This is a genomic window from Massilia sp. R2A-15 (genome assembly GCF_030704305.1).
GTDB lineage: Bacteria > Pseudomonadota > Gammaproteobacteria > Burkholderiales > Burkholderiaceae_D > JAFCUW01.
In genome coordinates, this window is sequence record NZ_CP131935.1 from 4,110,636 (window position 1) to 4,127,545 (window position 16,910).

General features: G+C 60.6%; 6 protein-coding genes, 2 tRNA genes and 3 rRNA genes. All 11 read right to left on the reverse strand.

Features of this window, described 5'->3' with window-relative positions:
* Window positions 1-364 precede the first annotated feature (364 nt).
* Entirely contained in the window at window positions 365-673 is a 309-nt protein-coding gene (locus Q4S45_RS18945; RefSeq protein WP_305506969.1) for a hypothetical protein, read from the reverse strand.
* The gene (locus Q4S45_RS18950) at window positions 670-3,063 is read right to left on the reverse strand and encodes a M43 family zinc metalloprotease (RefSeq protein ID WP_305506970.1); all 2,394 of its coding nucleotides are present in this window, start codon (window positions 3,061-3,063) and stop codon (window positions 670-672) included. Before Q4S45_RS18950 ends, Q4S45_RS18945 begins: the two co-directional genes overlap by 4 nt.
* A gap of 265 nt (window positions 3,064-3,328) precedes the next feature.
* Window positions 3,329-5,713: a penicillin acylase family protein gene (locus Q4S45_RS18955; RefSeq protein WP_305506971.1), complete on the reverse strand. Its 2,385-nt coding sequence runs from the start codon at window positions 5,711-5,713 to the stop codon at window positions 3,329-3,331.
* 202 nt (window positions 5,714-5,915) lie between these two features.
* A 5S ribosomal RNA gene (rrf, locus tag Q4S45_RS18960) occupies window positions 5,916-6,028 on the reverse strand.
* Window positions 6,029-6,168: 140 nt separating this feature from the next.
* Window positions 6,169-9,041 (reverse strand): 23S ribosomal RNA (locus Q4S45_RS18965).
* A 229-nt stretch (window positions 9,042-9,270) separates the two neighbouring features.
* A tRNA-Ala gene (locus Q4S45_RS18970) sits at window positions 9,271-9,346 on the reverse strand.
* Between the two features lie 22 nt (window positions 9,347-9,368).
* Window positions 9,369-9,445 (reverse strand) — tRNA-Ile (locus Q4S45_RS18975).
* 89 nt (window positions 9,446-9,534) lie between these two features.
* Window positions 9,535-11,063, reverse strand: a 16S ribosomal RNA gene (locus Q4S45_RS18980).
* The 16S, 23S and 5S rRNA genes sit together here with 2 tRNA genes alongside, the layout of an rRNA operon.
* 394 nt (window positions 11,064-11,457) lie before the next feature.
* Window positions 11,458-14,835, reverse strand: a complete 3,378-nt coding sequence (locus tag Q4S45_RS18985; RefSeq protein WP_305506972.1) for an ATP-binding protein — start codon at window positions 14,833-14,835, stop codon at window positions 11,458-11,460.
* On the reverse strand, window positions 14,832-15,437 hold the full coding sequence (locus Q4S45_RS18990) for a DUF4194 domain-containing protein (protein ID WP_305506973.1): 606 nt from the start codon (window positions 15,435-15,437) through the stop codon (window positions 14,832-14,834). The genes Q4S45_RS18985 and Q4S45_RS18990 overlap by 4 nt, the downstream gene beginning before the upstream one ends.
* Complete coding sequence (locus tag Q4S45_RS18995) at window positions 15,434-16,855, reverse strand: DUF3375 domain-containing protein (protein ID WP_305506974.1); 1,422 nt, start codon at window positions 16,853-16,855, stop codon at window positions 15,434-15,436. Before Q4S45_RS18995 ends, Q4S45_RS18990 begins: the two co-directional genes overlap by 4 nt.
* Between the last annotated feature and the right edge of the window lie 55 nt (window positions 16,856-16,910).

Below are 16,910 nucleotides of genomic sequence, written 5' to 3' on the forward strand. Positions count from 1 at the left end.
TGCGAAGCGCCTATATTTCTTTTTTGTGAACATTTGATAATTTAAGTATTCAGTGACCGAAGTCACTGGCACCTTCATCAAACGCCCACACTTATCGACTGTTAATTGTTAAAGAACTTGTTCGATACTGCTGCAGCTTGTTGACAAAGCGTTTTGTTTGTCAGCCGCGAAGAAGAAAGAGTATGAAGCGTTTCACTTATTTCGTCAACTTCTTTTTTACCGCAGCGTCGCGTTTTGCGACGTCCCAGCTGCTCGTTTTTGCTACCGTTTCAGCGGGAGGCGAACTATAGCAAAGCGCCGCCGGAGTGGCAAGGACGAGTTGAAGAAAATGGGGGCAGGTCCGCGGGACCTGACCCCAGCTTCATCAGGCGCTACGCACTTTCAGGATGTCGCTGCGCACTTCGACCACTTCAATTTCGCGGCCATCGCCGATACGGAAGCGGTTCATGCCCAAGGGCGTCAGGCTCGTGGTGCTGCGCTGCAGCCTGTCGTCCGGCCCCGGCGCACCAGTCGTGACCTGGCCAGGCATGCTGAAGTCGAGCGTGTCGCGCGGACGCCGGCCCACCGGAAAGGCGAACGTACCGCTGGGACGATAGACCATATCGGCCCCCACGTCCTCCTCGAACGAATGGGTCCACGAGCCGCTGAGGCCCTGCTCGCCGCCGCCCATCATTGGTTCGCCAGCAGCGTCTTGCCTGCCTCGCCCTGGATATAAGCAGGCGGGATCGTCGCTTCAATGACGGCCGCCGGCTCCGGCTTCGGCGCCTCGCGCAGCGCGGAGATGGTGCCGCCCATGAAGTCGTAGCCGGTGACCGAGGGCGACCATGCCGCGCCGTTCCATGCCTTGTGGTACAAGGCGCTGTCGGTGCCGGTGACGAACACGTCGAGACGGTTCGGTCCCCAGGAGACCGCGCGCGGCTGCGAAGTGCAGACGCCGCCCATCGCCTCGTACCCGGTGACCGACGGGCCCCATGCGTGGCCGTCCCACCACTTGTGGTACAGCGCGCTGTCGGTGCCGATGACGAACACGTCGAGACGGTTCGGTCCCCACGCCACCACTTCCGGCTGGCCGATGCAAATGCCGCCCAGCCGTTCGAAGCCGGTCAGCGACGGGCCCCAGGCGTGTCCGTCCCACCATTTGTGGTACAGCGCGCCGTCGGTGCCGGTGACGAAAACGTCGAGCCGGTCGGGTCCCCATGCAACCACTTTCGGCGCCGAGGTGCAGACCCCGCCCAGCCGCTCGTAGCCGGTGACCGATGGCCCCCAGGCATGGCCGTCCCACCACTTGTGATACAGCGCGCGGTCGGTGCCGATGACGAAGACGTCGAGCCGGTTCGGGCCCCACGATGCGACTTCCGGCTGGCCGACGCAGACGCCGCCCATGTTCTCGTAGCCGGTGACCGACGGGCCCCAGGCGTGGCCGTCCCACCACTTGTGAAACAGCGCGCGGTTGGTGCCGAGGACGAAGACGTCGAGGCGGTCGGGTCCCCACGAGATGGCGCGCGGATCGCCGACGCACAGGCCGCCCATGTATTCGTAGCCGGTCAGCGACGGGCCCCAGCCGGGTCCCCACCACTTGTGATACAGCGCGCTGTCGGTGCCGGTGACGAACACGTCGAGCCGGTTCGGGCCCCACGACACGGCCTGCGGCGAACTGGTGCACACGCCGCCCTGGTTTTCGTAGCCGGTCAGCGACGGACCCCACGAGCTGCCGCCCCACCACTTGTGATACATCGCGCGGTCGGTGCCGAGCACGAATGTGTCGATGCGGTTGGGTCCCCACGCCACCACCGGCGACGAGCTCGGACGGATCGCGCCGGCGGCGGTCGCTTCGGCGCCGATGGCGCTGCGCACGCCGTCCAGGCAGGCCTGCATCCGCGCGACCTGGCCGGCGGTGAACATCACCATCGCGCGATCGTCGACGTAGTCCATGTAGTTCATGAACATGTCGCCGTTCGGGCCGTTGCTGCAGCTGAGGGTCGGGAAGGTCGGGACGTGGTAATTCGGGCCGCCCTGGTTCGGCGTGTCGGCCACGTTGTCGGTGCCGGAGCAGCCGGTGCCGTCGTCGCCCCAGATGTGGTTCAGGTTCAGCCAGTGGCCGATTTCGTGGGTGGCGGTGCGCCCCAGGTTGAACGGCGCGGCCGCGGTGCCGTTGGTGCCGAAGGCCGACTGCAGGATCACCACGCCGTCGGTATTCGCCGGGCCGCCCGGAAACTGGGCGTAGCCGAGCAGGCCGCCGTCCAGCGGGCACACCCAGATATTGAGGTAGTTCGCCGAAGGCCACGCGTCCATGCCGCCGGTTGCCGCCGACTTGACCGCGTCGTTGTCGCTGAATCCGGTGACCGTGGTCTGGCGCCGCTCGATGCCGGTGGACGGTCCGCCGGTCGGCGTGGTGGTGGCGAGGTAGAATTCAATGCGCGCATCCGTGGCCAGCGGGAGGAAGGGTGCGGGGGTGATCGAAAAATCCGGATTGGCGCGGCGGAAGTCGCGATTGAGCACGTCGATCTGACTGCTGATCTGTGCATCGGAGATATTCTGCGCCGCCGTATTCCACACCACGTGCACCACCACGGGAATGCGGGTGACGCCGGGGCGCTGGGCCGACGCGGCGCCGGTTTCATAGCGGCGAGCGTGATCTTCGATCTGGTCGCGCATCCGCGCGTAGTGCGGATCGGTCGACAGCAGCCGGCGGTGCACCGCCATCGTCCCACATGAGCGCACGTTGGGCGCGCCGCCGCCGCCATTGCCGCGCCCGCTACCGCCGATATCGCCTCCGCCGCCATTGCCCATGCCGCCGCCGGGCATGCTCTGGCCCCGCGCGGCTTCAGCCGCTTCCATGCTCCCCTTCGGCATACCGGGTTCCCGGTCGCGCAAACTGACGCCAGGCATGCCGCGGTCGTTCGGGTCGGACTCCCCCATCAGCGCTTCGCTGGGCATCTGCAGCGAAGCGTGGCCGGCTCCGCCATTGCCTTGCGTACCGTTCATGCTGGCGGCGGAATCGTCGTGTTCGACACCTTCACCGTTACCCATGCCTGCCGCACCTTGTGATTTTTTGGTTCTCATCGTTGCTCCCTGTTGGACAGCATCATTGTTGTGCGCGCGCGACTGGGGCGAACGCACTCCTTTCCGAATCCGGACCGGTTCGGAAAACTCGTGGACTCTGCAAGCGGCGAAAGTTCCCGGGCGAGCGCGGGGGAGTTTGGCGGCCCCGAGGATGGGCGCCGCATATGCCGTGAGAGATCAATACTCGCAAACTCGCGCTCAAAAAGAACCCAGCAACTATGCTGGGTTTGTTTGTCTTTCCGCCGCGGCGGTGTGACACCAGCATTTACTCCGACAGCGTGAGAAGGTGGTAGTTCGGGTCAGCCTTGATCTTCTCTTGACCAAAAGGAAGCGAGGGCCATTGCTTGCCCGAAAACAGGGGCACCTGGTCGTTGTAGTACGGCGACTTCGGATCGACCGACTGGCCGTACACGAGCATCGCCTGCGCCACCGGGCCGGCGTCGTCGAAGGTGACGGCCTGGATATAACTGCTGCCCCAGGCGATGTCGTGATAGCCGCCGGCGTCGAGCGGCGTGGCCATATGGATCGAGTTGTAAGAGCCGTCGATGTCGCCGATGGCGCCGTGGACCGGCACGCGCACGCCGGCGCGGGTGTCGTCCTGGAAGTCGCCGAGGCGCCCGTCGAGCGGGATCGCCAGCGCCTGCAGTTTTTTCACCGCGGCCTTCAGCGCGCCGAGCATCGCCGGGGCGGCGCCCGGCGCCAAGCCGGATGGCGTGTTGACCGGATCGGCCGGATCGAGCGGCGCCGCCCACTTGCCGGGAATCGTCGCGGCAAGATTCCAGAATTCGCGAAACAGCACGGCGCCGCGGCTGTCGAGGTTGGCGCGGCGGTCCCAGCCGGCAAGCACGTTGCAGGCCGGCGCCAGGGAGGCGTCGCCGGCGCACAGCGGCAGCAGGTCCGGCAGGATCAGCTCGGCCGCATAGACCCGGTTGGCGAACATCAGTTCCTGCAGGTCGGCCGGCTGCAGGCGCCGGCGCTGCGCGATCATTTCCTCGAGCTGGCGGAAGCCGATGCGCGTGCGCAGCTTCTGCTCGATGCCGATCGCACCGTACAGCGGCGAGAAGCCGAACGGCGCCGGGCCCTTGAACAGCGCGCGCGGGTTGGTCAGCCAGTAGCTGTCGTTCGAGTTGCCGACGTAATCGGTGCGGATCATCCACGGGCCGTCGGCGGGCGCGTAGATGCCGGCCGGCGCCCCGGCGTCCTGGCCCCAGCCGCAGCTGCTGCGCGAGCCGTCGAACATCAGCAGCGGCGGCACCATCAGGCAATCGGAGGCGAACTTGTCGCCGCCGACATGCGGCACCACGCTGGCGTCGGCATACAAGGTGTTGCCGGCGCGGTCGGCGGCAACCGTGTTGATCCACGGAAGGCCGACGATGCGGTCGAGCGCCGCCTTCATGTCCTGCACGCTGGCCGACGAACCGAGCGCGATCCACTGCTCCATCAAGCGGGTATTGTTGCGGTTCGGATCGGCCAGCGCGTGCACAGCGCCCTGTGTCCAGTTGAGGCCGGCCTCGGGCTTCACCAGCACCGCGCCCTGCTTGCTGAAGTAAAACGTCTTTTGGCGGCTGGCCATGCTCCCGTCCGGCATGCGGACCTCGATCGTGACAGGTTTCGCCGTCATTTTTATGCGCGCACCATCGGACAAGTAGGTGGTGCCGCTGGCGTCGCCCGGGTCGAGCGCGAGCCTGAAGGTAGTGAAGTGAACGGCGGTCGTCACGGTATGGGTCCAGGCGACATCCTTGTTGAAGCCGATGACGATGATCGGCAGGCCGCCCAGGGTCACCCCCATCGCATCGTAGCGGCCGGGAATGGTCATGTGCGCCTGGTAGAAGCGGTCGGTGCTGGTCCACGGATAATGCGGATTGCCGAGCAGGATGCCGCGCCCGCTGAGCGAGAGGTCCTTGCCGATCGCCAGCCCGTTGCTGCCAAGCTTGGCCGCCGTCAGTTGCGCCAGGCGGGTCCGCATGAAGCTGCGGTCGATCTTGCGCGGCGCGTTGAACGCGGTCGCAGGCGCGGCCACGCCCGGGTCGCGCGCGCCCGCGACGATTTCTTTGGCGAACACTTCGCCGGACGCATGCAGCGCTTTTTCGGCGATCACCAGCATCATGTCGTCGGCCGTCATCGGCCTGACCCACGCAGCCTGGTTGCACGCGGCCGGATAGCGGCCGGCGTAGTCTTTCAGGTAGCGGTTGTAGCCGGCGGCGTAGCCCTCGAGCAGATCGCGCGCGTCCTTCGAGCCGGCGGCGTAACCGGCGCGCAGCTGGTCGATGTCGAGATAGCCCTTGAAGAAGAAGTCGCTGTCGGCGTTGTTCAGGTCCATGAAGTCGCTGGCCGCGCCATACTCGCCATTGACGGGGCGGGTGGCGCGCGCATCGCCGCCGAAAAAACGCGAGCGTTCGCCGCGGGCGGTCAGCAGGCTGTCGGCGAACATGCAAACGTTATCCTGGGCGTAGGCGTAGGCCAGGCCGTAGCCGAGTCCGCGGAAATCATCGGCGCGGACATGGGCCACGCCGTGGGTGGTGCGCGCCAGTTCAGCCTTGAAGACGGGAAGGGGCGCCGGCGCCGGCGGCGTGCCGGCGCTTCGGCCGCATGCGGCAAGAACGCCGGCGATGATTACCCAAGAAAAGACAAGTCGGAAGCGTGCTTGCATGGGAACCTCCTGAGCGGAAGAGCGGCGGACCGGCGCTCATCATCGCTTTCGGAGGGCAACGCGTTATTGACTGTGCGCAAGGTTGCAGACGACCGTCACACCAGGGTCTGACCCGCGGGGACTTGGCGTCCCCGTCAGCCCCCAAAATCGCCAGACGAAAAAAAACCCAAGCATTTCTGCTTGGGTTTTTCTCTTGTAACTAGCCTGACGATAACCTACTTTCACACTGGTTGCAGCACTATCATCGGCGTAATCTCGTTTCACGGTCCTGTTCGGGATGGGAAGGGGTGGTACCGAGTTACTATGGTCATCAGGCATAACTTGTACAGGTCTTGCTCCCGACTGGGCAGCAATTCCTTGAATCTGGAAGAAGTAAGTTTCGTATTACTGGGTAATGAGTATGAATCAGAACAAGCGCCAACGGTCTTTCTCATCTCTGTACCTGCTAAGGTTATAGGGACAAGCCGTACGGGCAATTAGTATTGGTTAGCTTAATGCATTACTGCACTTCCACACCCAACCTATCAACGTCCTGGTCTCGAACGACCCTTTAAAGAGCTCAAGGCTCTGGGAAATCTCATCTCAAGGCAAGTTTCCCGCTTAGATGCTTTCAGCGGTTATCTCTTCCAGACTTAGCTACCCGGCAATGCCACTGGCGTGACAACCGGTACACCAGAGGTCTGTCCACTCCGGTCCTCTCGTACTAGGAGCAGCCCCCTTCAAATTTCCAACGCCCACGGCAGATAGGGACCAAACTGTCTCACGACGTTTTAAACCCAGCTCACGTACCACTTTAAATGGCGAACAGCCATACCCTTGGGACCGGCTACAGCCCCAGGATGTGATGAGCCGACATCGAGGTGCCAAACTCCCCCGTCGATATGAACTCTTGGGAGGAATCAGCCTGTTATCCCCAGAGTACCTTTTATCCGTTGAGCGATGGCCCTTCCATACAGAACCACCGGATCACTATGTCCTACTTTCGTACCTGCTCGACTTGTCAGTCTCGCAGTTAAGCACGCTTATGCCATTGCACTATCAACACGATGTCCGACCGTATCTAGCGTACCTTCGAACTCCTCCGTTACACTTTAGGAGGAGACCGCCCCAGTCAAACTGCCTACCATGCACTGTCCCCGACCCGGATAACGGGCCAAGGTTAGAACCTCAAACAAACCAGGGTGGTATTTCAAGGATGGCTCCACGAGAACTGGCGTCCCCGCTTCAAAGCCTCCCACCTATCCTACACAGATTGGTTCAAAGTCCAATGCAAAGCTACAGTAAAGGTTCATGGGGTCTTTCCGTCTAGCCGCGGGTAGATTGCATCATCACAAACATTTCAACTTCGCTGAGTCTCGGGAGGAGACAGTGTGGCCATCGTTACGCCATTCGTGCAGGTCGGAACTTACCCGACAAGGAATTTCGCTACCTTAGGACCGTTATAGTTACGGCCGCCGTTTACTGGGACTTCAATCAAGAGCTTGCACCCCATCATTTAATCTTCCAGCACCGGGCAGGCGTCACACCCTATACGTCCACTTTCGTGTTTGCAGAGTGCTGTGTTTTTATTAAACAGTCGCAGCCACCAGTTTATTGCAACCCTTTCACCCTCATGGAGTAAACCAATCAAGCTACCAGGGCGTACCTTTTCCCGAAGTTACGGTACCAATTTGCCGAGTTCCTTCTCCCGAGTTCTCTCAAGCGCCTTAGAATACTCATCTCGCCCACCTGTGTCGGTTTGCGGTACGGTCTCGTATGACTGAAGCTTAGAGGCTTTTCTTGGAACCACTTCCGATTGCTTCGAAACCGAAGTTTCTCGTCTCAACCCCTTGAATTCCGCGCCCGGATTTGCCTAAGCGCCTTCTATGAGTCAAAAACCGGGACATCCAACACCCGGACAACCTTTCGCGATCCGTCCCCCCATCGCATCATACGACGGTGCAGGAATATTAACCTGCTTCCCATCAGCTACGCATCTCTGCCTCGCCTTAGGGGCCGACTCACCCTGCTCCGATGAACGTTGAACAGGAAACCTTGGGCTTACGGCGTGGGGGCTTTTCACCCCCATTATCGCTACTCATGTCAGCATTCGCACTTCTGATACCTCCAGCATCCTTTACAAGACACCTTCGCAGGCTTACAGAACGCTCTCCTACCATATCCTTGCGGATATCCGCAGCTTCGGTGACTGGCTTAGCCCCGTTACATCTTCCGCGCAGGACGACTCGATCAGTGAGCTATTACGCTTTCTTTAAATGATGGCTGCTTCTAAGCCAACATCCTGACTGTTTTAGCCTTCCCACTTCGTTTTCCACTTAGCCAATCTTTGGGACCTTAGCTGGCGGTCTGGGTTGTTTCCCTCTTGACGCCGGACGTTAGCACCCGACGTCTGTCTCCCAAGCTCGCACTCATCGGTATTCGGAGTTTGCAATGGTTTGGTAAGTCGCAATGACCCCCTAGCCATAACAGTGCTCTACCCCCGATGGTGATACTTGAGGCACTACCTAAATAGTTTTCGGAGAGAACCAGCTATTTCCAAGTTTGTTTAGCCTTTCACCCCTACCCACAGCTCATCCCCTAATTTTTCAACATTAGTGGGTTCGGACCTCCAGGGCGTGTTACCGCACCTTCATCCTGGCCATGAGTAGATCACTTGGTTTCGGGTCTACACCCAGCGACTGTCGCCCTATTCGGACTCGATTTCTCTACGGCTTCCCTATCTGGTTAACCTTGCCACTGAATGTAAGTCGCTGACCCATTATACAAAAGGTACGCAGTCACGGAACAAGTCCGCTCCTACTGTTTGTATGCACACGGTTTCAGGATCTATTTCACTCCCCTCCCGGGGTTCTTTTCGCCTTTCCCTCACGGTACTGGTTCACTATCGGTCGATTACGAGTATTTAGCCTTGGAGGATGGTCCCCCCATATTCAGACAGGATTTCTCGTGTCCCGCCCTACTTGTCGCATACTTAGTTCCACACATCGCATTTCGTATAAGGGGCTATCACCCTCTATGGCCGGAGTTTCCAATCCGTTCTACTATGCGTCGTGCTAAATCATGCAGGCTCATCCCATTTCGCTCGCCACTACTTTGGGAATCTCGGTTGATTTATTTTCCTGCAGCTACTTAGATGTTTCAGTTCGCCGCGTTCGCTTTGCATGCCTATGTATTCAGCATGCAATGACCTAAAAGGCCGGGTTTCCCCATTCGGAAATCTGCGGATCAAAGTGTGTTTGCTCACTCCCCGCAGCTTATCGCAAGCTACTACGTCCTTCATCGCCTGTAATCGCCAAGGCATCCACCATGTGCACTTATTCGCTTGTCCCTATAACGTTAACCTCTCAGCCGACTAAGCCGAAAGACGCTACAGAGATAAGAAAGTACAGCGTTGTTGCTTGTTTTGATACATACAATCATTACCCTGCCAAACCGTTTTCACGGATTGACATAAAACTTTACTTCTTCCAGATTGTTAAAGAACGAAACAGCATTGAGCTCTAAAAGATCAAACCTAAGCATCTTTGCTTACGTTTGCACTTTCAAGATTTGTAGAGTGGTGGAGGATGACGGGATCGAACCGACGACCCCCTGCTTGCAAAGCAGGTGCTCTCCCAGCTGAGCTAATCCCCCAAGGATTTACAACCGACCGCGTTGGTAGGGCTGGTTGGACTCGAACCAACGACCCCCGCGTTATCAACACGGTGCTCTAACCAGCTGAGCTACAGCCCCGACTTGGACACTGCTACTGTTTCTTCTAAATTCAACAGTCGATAAGAGTGGACGCTTAATGAGTGGCATCTCTGCCTGTGCAACTCTAGAAAGGAGGTGATCCAGCCGCACCTTCCGATACGGCTACCTTGTTACGACTTCACCCCAGTCACGAATCCTACCGTGGTAAGCGCCCTCCTTGCGGTTAAGCTACCTACTTCTGGTAAAACCCGCTCCCATGGTGTGACGGGCGGTGTGTACAAGACCCGGGAACGTATTCACCGCGACATGCTGATCCGCGATTACTAGCGATTCCAACTTCATGTAGTCGAGTTGCAGACTACAATCCGGACTACGATACACTTTCTGGGATTAGCTCCCCCTCGCGGGTTGGCGGCCCTCTGTATGTACCATTGTATGACGTGTGAAGCCCTACCCATAAGGGCCATGAGGACTTGACGTCATCCCCACCTTCCTCCGGTTTGTCACCGGCAGTCTCATTAGAGTGCTCTTTCGTAGCAACTAATGACAAGGGTTGCGCTCGTTGCGGGACTTAACCCAACATCTCACGACACGAGCTGACGACAGCCATGCAGCACCTGTGTTACGGCTCTCTTTCGAGCACACCTCGATCTCTCGTGGCTTCCGTACATGTCAAGGGTAGGTAAGGTTTTTCGCGTTGCATCGAATTAATCCACATCATCCACCGCTTGTGCGGGTCCCCGTCAATTCCTTTGAGTTTTAATCTTGCGACCGTACTCCCCAGGCGGTCTACTTCACGCGTTAGCTGCGTTACCAAGTTAATTAAAACCCGACAACTAGTAGACATCGTTTAGGGCGTGGACTACCAGGGTATCTAATCCTGTTTGCTCCCCACGCTTTCGTGCATGAGCGTCAATCTTGACCCAGGGGGCTGCCTTCGCCATCGGTGTTCCTCCACATCTCTACGCATTTCACTGCTACACGTGGAATTCTACCCCCCTCTGCCAGATTCTAGCCTTGCAGTCTCCATCGCAATTCCCAGGTTGAGCCCGGGGATTTCACGACAGACTTACAAAACCGCCTGCGCACGCTTTACGCCCAGTAATTCCGATTAACGCTTGCACCCTACGTATTACCGCGGCTGCTGGCACGTAGTTAGCCGGTGCTTATTCTTCAGGTACCGTCATTAGCAAGGGATATTAGCCCTCACCGTTTCTTCCCTGACAAAAGAGCTTTACAACCCGAAGGCCTTCTTCACTCACGCGGCATTGCTGGATCAGGCTTGCGCCCATTGTCCAAAATTCCCCACTGCTGCCTCCCGTAGGAGTCTGGACCGTGTCTCAGTTCCAGTGTGGCTGGTCGTCCTCTCAGACCAGCTACTGATCGATGCCTTGGTAGGCCTTTACCCCACCAACTAGCTAATCAGATATCGGCCGCTCCAGGAGCATGAGGTCTTGCGATCCCCCACTTTCATCCTTAGATCGTATGCGGTATTAGCGTAACTTTCGCTACGTTATCCCCCACTCCAGGGTACGTTCCGATATATTACTCACCCGTTCGCCACTCGCCGCCAGGTTGCCCCGCGCTGCCGTTCGACTTGCATGTGTAAGGCATGCCGCCAGCGTTCAATCTGAGCCAGGATCAAACTCTTCAGTTCAATCTCTGTTTAATGTCGTTTCCGACAGATCGCTCACTCAAAATACTGACAGGCCACTTCTTGCGAAGCGCCTATATTTCTTTTTTGTGAACATTTGATAATTTAAGTATTCAGCGACCGAAGCCACTGGCACCTTCATCAAACGCCCACACTTATCGACTGTTAATTGTTAAAGAACTTGTTCGGTACTGCTTGCTCTGCATGTCGATGAAGCGTTGTGTTCATCAGCAGAGAGGCGAGATTATGAAGCGTTTTGCTTACAACGTCAACACCTGTTTTTCAACTTCGTCGTTTCCGACGTCCCCAAGTGCTTGTTTTTGTTAACCAATTTCTCGGGGAGGCGAACTATAGCAAAGCCCGCGCGGTCCTGGCAATGGATTCCTGAAAATAATTTTCAGGTGCCTGTCCGCGCGCTTCGCTCGGCGCGAAAGGTGTCCATCTCCAGGTAGCGCAGCTTGGAGCGGCGTCCCTCTTCGCTGTGCACGAAGCCAAGTCCCGCCACGTACGGTTCGATGATGCGAATTTTCTGCATAGGCGTCACCACCAGCAGCTGGAGATTCAAGCGCTTGAACAGTTCGAGACCGTATCGCGCCGAGTCGTCGGAGCCACGACCAAACGCTTCGTCGATCACGACGAAGCGGAACGATCGACCTTGCTGCTCCTCGCGCTCCAGCCCGAACTGGTACGCCAGGCTCGCCGCGAGCACGGTATAGGCGAGCTTTTCCTTTTGTCCGCCGGATTTGCCGCTCGCATCGGTGTAGTGTTCGTGCTCGCGGCCGTCCTCGCGCCAGCGCTCCGATGCGGAGAACACAAACCAGTTGCGCGAGTCGGTGACCTTGCGGGTCCATCGGCGGTCCAGCTCCGCGCTTCCCTCGCGGCCGCGGAAGCGTTCGATGACGCGTTTCACTTGCAGGAACCGTTCCTCCAATGGCGCCTCGGCTCCCGGCTCGCCCACGACTCCTTCGGTGCAGCGGCGCAGCTCTTGCTGGAAGTCGCGCAGGTCCGCGTCGGTGTTGTCCTCCGCCTCCAGCGCGATATAGCGATTCGGGTTGTAGTCGATCTGGCGCAGCGAGCCATTGATGGTGGCAATCCGTTCGCGGATCGTCTCGCGCTCGCGATGGAGCTGCGCCTGGAACGCGGCGATTTCCCGCACCGTGCTCTCGCTGAGAACCTCCTTGAAACGCGCCGCGGATCTCGGGATGTCCTCGGTCAGCAGATTGCGCAGCATGTGGCTGAACTCCGCCGCGGACTCGATGCTCGCGTCGACTTCGCGCGCCTCGATCGGCCAGGCGCGCCGGTAGTCCTGCATGGCGCCGACGATCGCGTCGCGCATGCGGGCGAGTTGCTGTTCCTCGCCATCGATGTGCGTCTGCAGGAACGCGCCGAAATCGAGCTCCGCCCGGTCACACGATTCGACGTCCGGCGCCGCCGATCCCAGCGCCTGAATGCGCAGCGATTCGATCAGCGGGAAGAAACCCTGCCCCTCGTGGACGACAGCGCCGGGCAGGGCCAGGTTAGCCTGTTCCAGTCTTTCGCGCGCACGTGCCAGCGCGCCGACCACCGCGTTCCAGGCTTCCTGGTTCTGCGCCTGCTGCGCCGCCAAATCGGCGAACTGCTGCTGCAACGTGGCGATCAGGTCGGAAGACGAAGACAGTTCCTGCTGCTCGCGCTCGAGCGCATCGATTGCCGCGAGCACCGGCTTCCAGTCCAATTCGCTGAACTGGTCGAACGTCGCCAGCCGCTGCCAGTCGCCCAGCAAAGCATTCTGGTCGCGGACCTCGCCTTTCAGCTGCTGGATGTGAAGGCCGTGCGCCTGCACCCGCGTGGTCAGGTCGCGTTCCTGCTTGACCAGGGCCGAGATCCGAGCATGGTTGGACCACCCGAGCACGAAGGTCGAGCGGTCGTCGAACAGGTGGCGGTCGTCTTTTTCGTGACGTTCGCCGTCATGTTTGGCCTGGCCATTGCGGGTAACCACGCGTTTCTCGCGACGGAATTCGTCAAGCCGGTTGCAGCAAGCGTGGTCGAAGCGAGTGTGCAGTTCCGCCTCGATCCATGCGTAAAACGGCGAGTCCGGCCTGATGGCCAGCTTGCGTGCCAGCGCGTTTGCCGGCAGGCTGCGCGGCTCCGCCGCCGCGTCGGCGCGAACCCGGTGGTACACCAGGCGGTCGCCAAGGTTGGCGTCGTCGATCCAGGCCGCGACCTGGCTGTAATGCATCTCCGGCACCAGCAGCGAGAGGGCGAAATCGCGCAGCACGCGTTCGGCGGCGGCATCCCAGCCGCTTTCGTCGTCACGCACCTGGATCAATTCGCCGGCGAACGGAATGCTGTCGGGAGCGATGCGCAGCGCACTGCACAGAGTCTCGCGCAATTCGAGCATGCGACGCGGGATATTTGACCGGCGGCGGCGCAGGGAATCGAGTTCCGCGGTGATCTCGCTGTACTGGCGCCCCAATTCGCGCACGCTCACGCCGGCTTCCGTCAGCCGGTCCTGGTAGTCGTCGCGCTGGGCAGTGCAGGCGGCCTGCCCCTCTTCGATGGCGCGGCGATTGGCCGCGAACAAGGCTGCGTCGGCCGCCGCCGGCAGGCCCAACGCGCCGGCCAGTTGATCGTACTGGCCGAAGCGCCGCAAGCGCGCTTCGCTGGTCAACTGCAGGCGCGCGATGTCGCCCTTGATCTGCTCGATGCGGTTGCCGCCGTTCGACGCGATGGCGTGAACAATCTCGTCATGCCGGCGAGCCTGACTGCACCGCTCTTCATCCAGCCGCGCCAGTTCGTTGGCCAGCATGGCGAGTTCGTTCTGCAAACCGTCGATGCGTTTGCCGAGCAGTCCGGTCTTGAGCTCTGCGAACCACGAGCGCAGCGCGTTGCGGCATCCGCGCAACTGGGTGAGCTTGCCGTGCAGCGCCTGATAGCGGTCGCAGTCCGCACTCAGGGGCGCCAGCTGGTCAGCCTGCTGCCTCGCCTTCACCAGCGCTTCGTGCGCGCGGTTTGCCTCGTCGAAGTGGGCGATCAGGGCGGCAATGCGCGCCTCGACCGGAAACGCTTCGAGCATGTGGCCGCGTACGAAGTCGCTCAGGTTGCCGACGGATTTCATCGAGACTGTCTGGTGGAACAGCTCCATGGCCTGCTCGCTGGCGATACCGAAATGACGGCGAAATTCGGCGGCGTAGTGCGGGAAGCTGTCATGCAGCGTGACGCCGGGCAGCGCCTGCAGGCGCTTGCGCAACTGGCCGATGTCTTCGCCGAATTCTCCAAAGTGTGCGGCGATCGACAGGCGGCTGGTGGCAACGACAAAAAATCGCTCGGGCTGGCCGCGCGGATCCTTCATCGAAAATACCTGGGCCAGCGTGACCGTCTGTTCGACGGCCTCGTCATGGAATACGCCCAGGATCACCGAATAGCTGTTTTCGTCGCGCAGAGAGACCGAGCGCGCGCCCATGCCATTGTCGCCGCGCTCCGCTTTGTAATGTCCCATCACATAGCTGCGCAAGCTGCGTTCCCGGGTGTCCGCGCCGGCCGCCTTGTTGTACGAGATTTTTTGCGGCGGCACCAGCAAAGTAGTGAGTCCGTCGACCAGCGTCGATTTTCCGGAGCCGATATCGCCAGTCAGCAGGATGGTCTCGCCGCCAGGGCGCAGGCTCCATACGCGTTGGTCGAATGTGCCCCAGTTGAAGACCTCGAAGTCGTGCAGCCGAAAGCCCGCACGCGCAACCGCGCTCGGCGCAATGTCGAGTGCCGGCTTCTCCATGTCCAGTTCGCTGCGGTCGCTCATGCGATCTCTCCGACCGCAGCCGCGTGCTCGCCATATTGCGCAAGGCGCCGCTCGAATTCGCTGATCCACTGCGCGTCGACGAACGCCTTCAGGATGCGGCGCACCTCGAACTGGTCGTCGTGCCCGCGCAGGCGGTGCAGGAATCCCAGTTCGATCACTTTGTTCAGGTGCGTATCGATGCGGTCGAGCAGGCGTGCTTCATTACTGGTCTCCGGCAGGAACGCGCGCACTTGTCCGATGATGTCATCGCGGCTGACCACCAGGCGCGTCTCGCCGCCGACGGCATCGAACTCGGCGAGCCTCTTGCGCAGCAGGACGAGAATCAGGCTGACCGGGTAAGTGAGCTGGCGGCGCTGGATCAGCCGCGGAAGGACCGCTTCGCCGGGCGCCGCGGTCCGATGCCGTAAGTACGCATAACCTTCGGCGTCGTCGAGGATCAGTTCAAGGCCGAGCGTCGCGCAATAATCGCGCACGCGGCCCTGCAGCTCGATCAAGGGCTGCCACAAGGCGGGGTCCTGTTCGCGGTATTGCACGCCCTGGAACAGGCCAACGAGCAGTTGGCCCAAGCGATTCTGTTCATTCATCGTCGATTCGGTATTCATGCGGTGTAAATGATCAAGGGAAGCGTGGCCTCGCGCCGGCATCCGGATTCGTCGGTCCACGCAACTACTTCGGTGCGATCGTCGTCGATGGCGGCCTGCAGTTCGTGCGTGGCCAGATGAACGTAGGCGGACAGTTCGGCCAGGCCGTGCCGGATGGGATATTCCGCCGCCAGCGTCGCCAGAGTGACCTGCCGGCGGGTTTGCAGCGCGCGCCGCACATTCGACAACAGGCGTGTCGTGTCGACCAGGTCCTGCCTGAATAATGCATCGATGCCGACATCCGCATCCCGCCCCCCGATCGCATGCTGCGTGACCTTCGGTTTGAACGGAGGGCTGAACAGCGGCCGCTCCATCGGCAGGCCGACCGACGGGCCGGTCTCGTCGATCTCCATGAACGCACCATCTCCGACTTTGCCGCGCAGGGCGAGCGCATGGTGTTCGATGTCGCGCATCAGGTGCATGATGCGGCGGCTCTCAAGGCGGGCCTGGTCGCCGACATTGCGCCGCAACTGGTCAGACAGGCGCTTCAGGGTGCGCTGGGCCTCATCGCCCGCCTCCATCAGGGCGTCGCGACTGCGCTGCATCCTGCCCGCCGGCCCGAATTCGCGCAGACAGTCCAGCGCCGCCAGCTTGCGCATCAACTCGGCGAGGGCATCCTGGCGCGAAGGCGACATCAGCTGGTCGCGGAAAGCGCGGAAACTCCTGGCTTCGTCGGTCTCCCCGAGCAGGTCGCAGTCGGGGAGCACGCCGCCGCCGGCATCGATGGCCGCGATCTGTTCGCGCAACCGGCGATCGAGTGTGCGGAAATTCTGTTCGAGCGCACGAAAATCCGTCACCAGGCCGCGCGCGATGGCGTCTGCCAGCAGGAAACGCTCGCGCGCCTCGGACGGATCCATCAGGTCGATTCGTCCGGATTGCACCCGCGTGATTTCGGCGTCGATCTCCGCCTTGCGGCGCTTCAGCGCTGCGACGCGTGCACGCGGATCCAGCTGCGAGCCGTCGGCGATCTGCTGCAGCTGACCGAAGACAGTATCGAGTCGCGCGCCGGTGCCGATGAGATCGCGCGGCGCGAGTCCGTCCAGCCAGGCGATCGCCATTTCGGAGGATGGCGTCAAGTCGTAATGGGCCTCGTCCTGGCCGGCCGGATAAAATTTTCGCAGCCAGCCGCGCTCGTCCGACGCCCAGTCGTCGAGATAGGCGGTGGCGGATTTGGGGTACAGGGTGTCGCCCGCGGCGGCATGCAGGCGGCTCAGGTGGTCGTCCAGTTTCGATGCCAGCAGCGGCCGCGGGATCGCGCGCGCGCCCATTGCGATGAAAGCGGCGTGCAGAAAGCTGCAGATCATCGGCGCATGGGTGGCGGAAAGCAGGCGCCAGGCAGCATGGTTTTGCCGCTGATTCGAGAGAGTCTGAAAATCCATGGGCTCAGTTTTCAATGGACGAAAAAAAACCCAAGCATTTCTGCTTGGGTTTTTC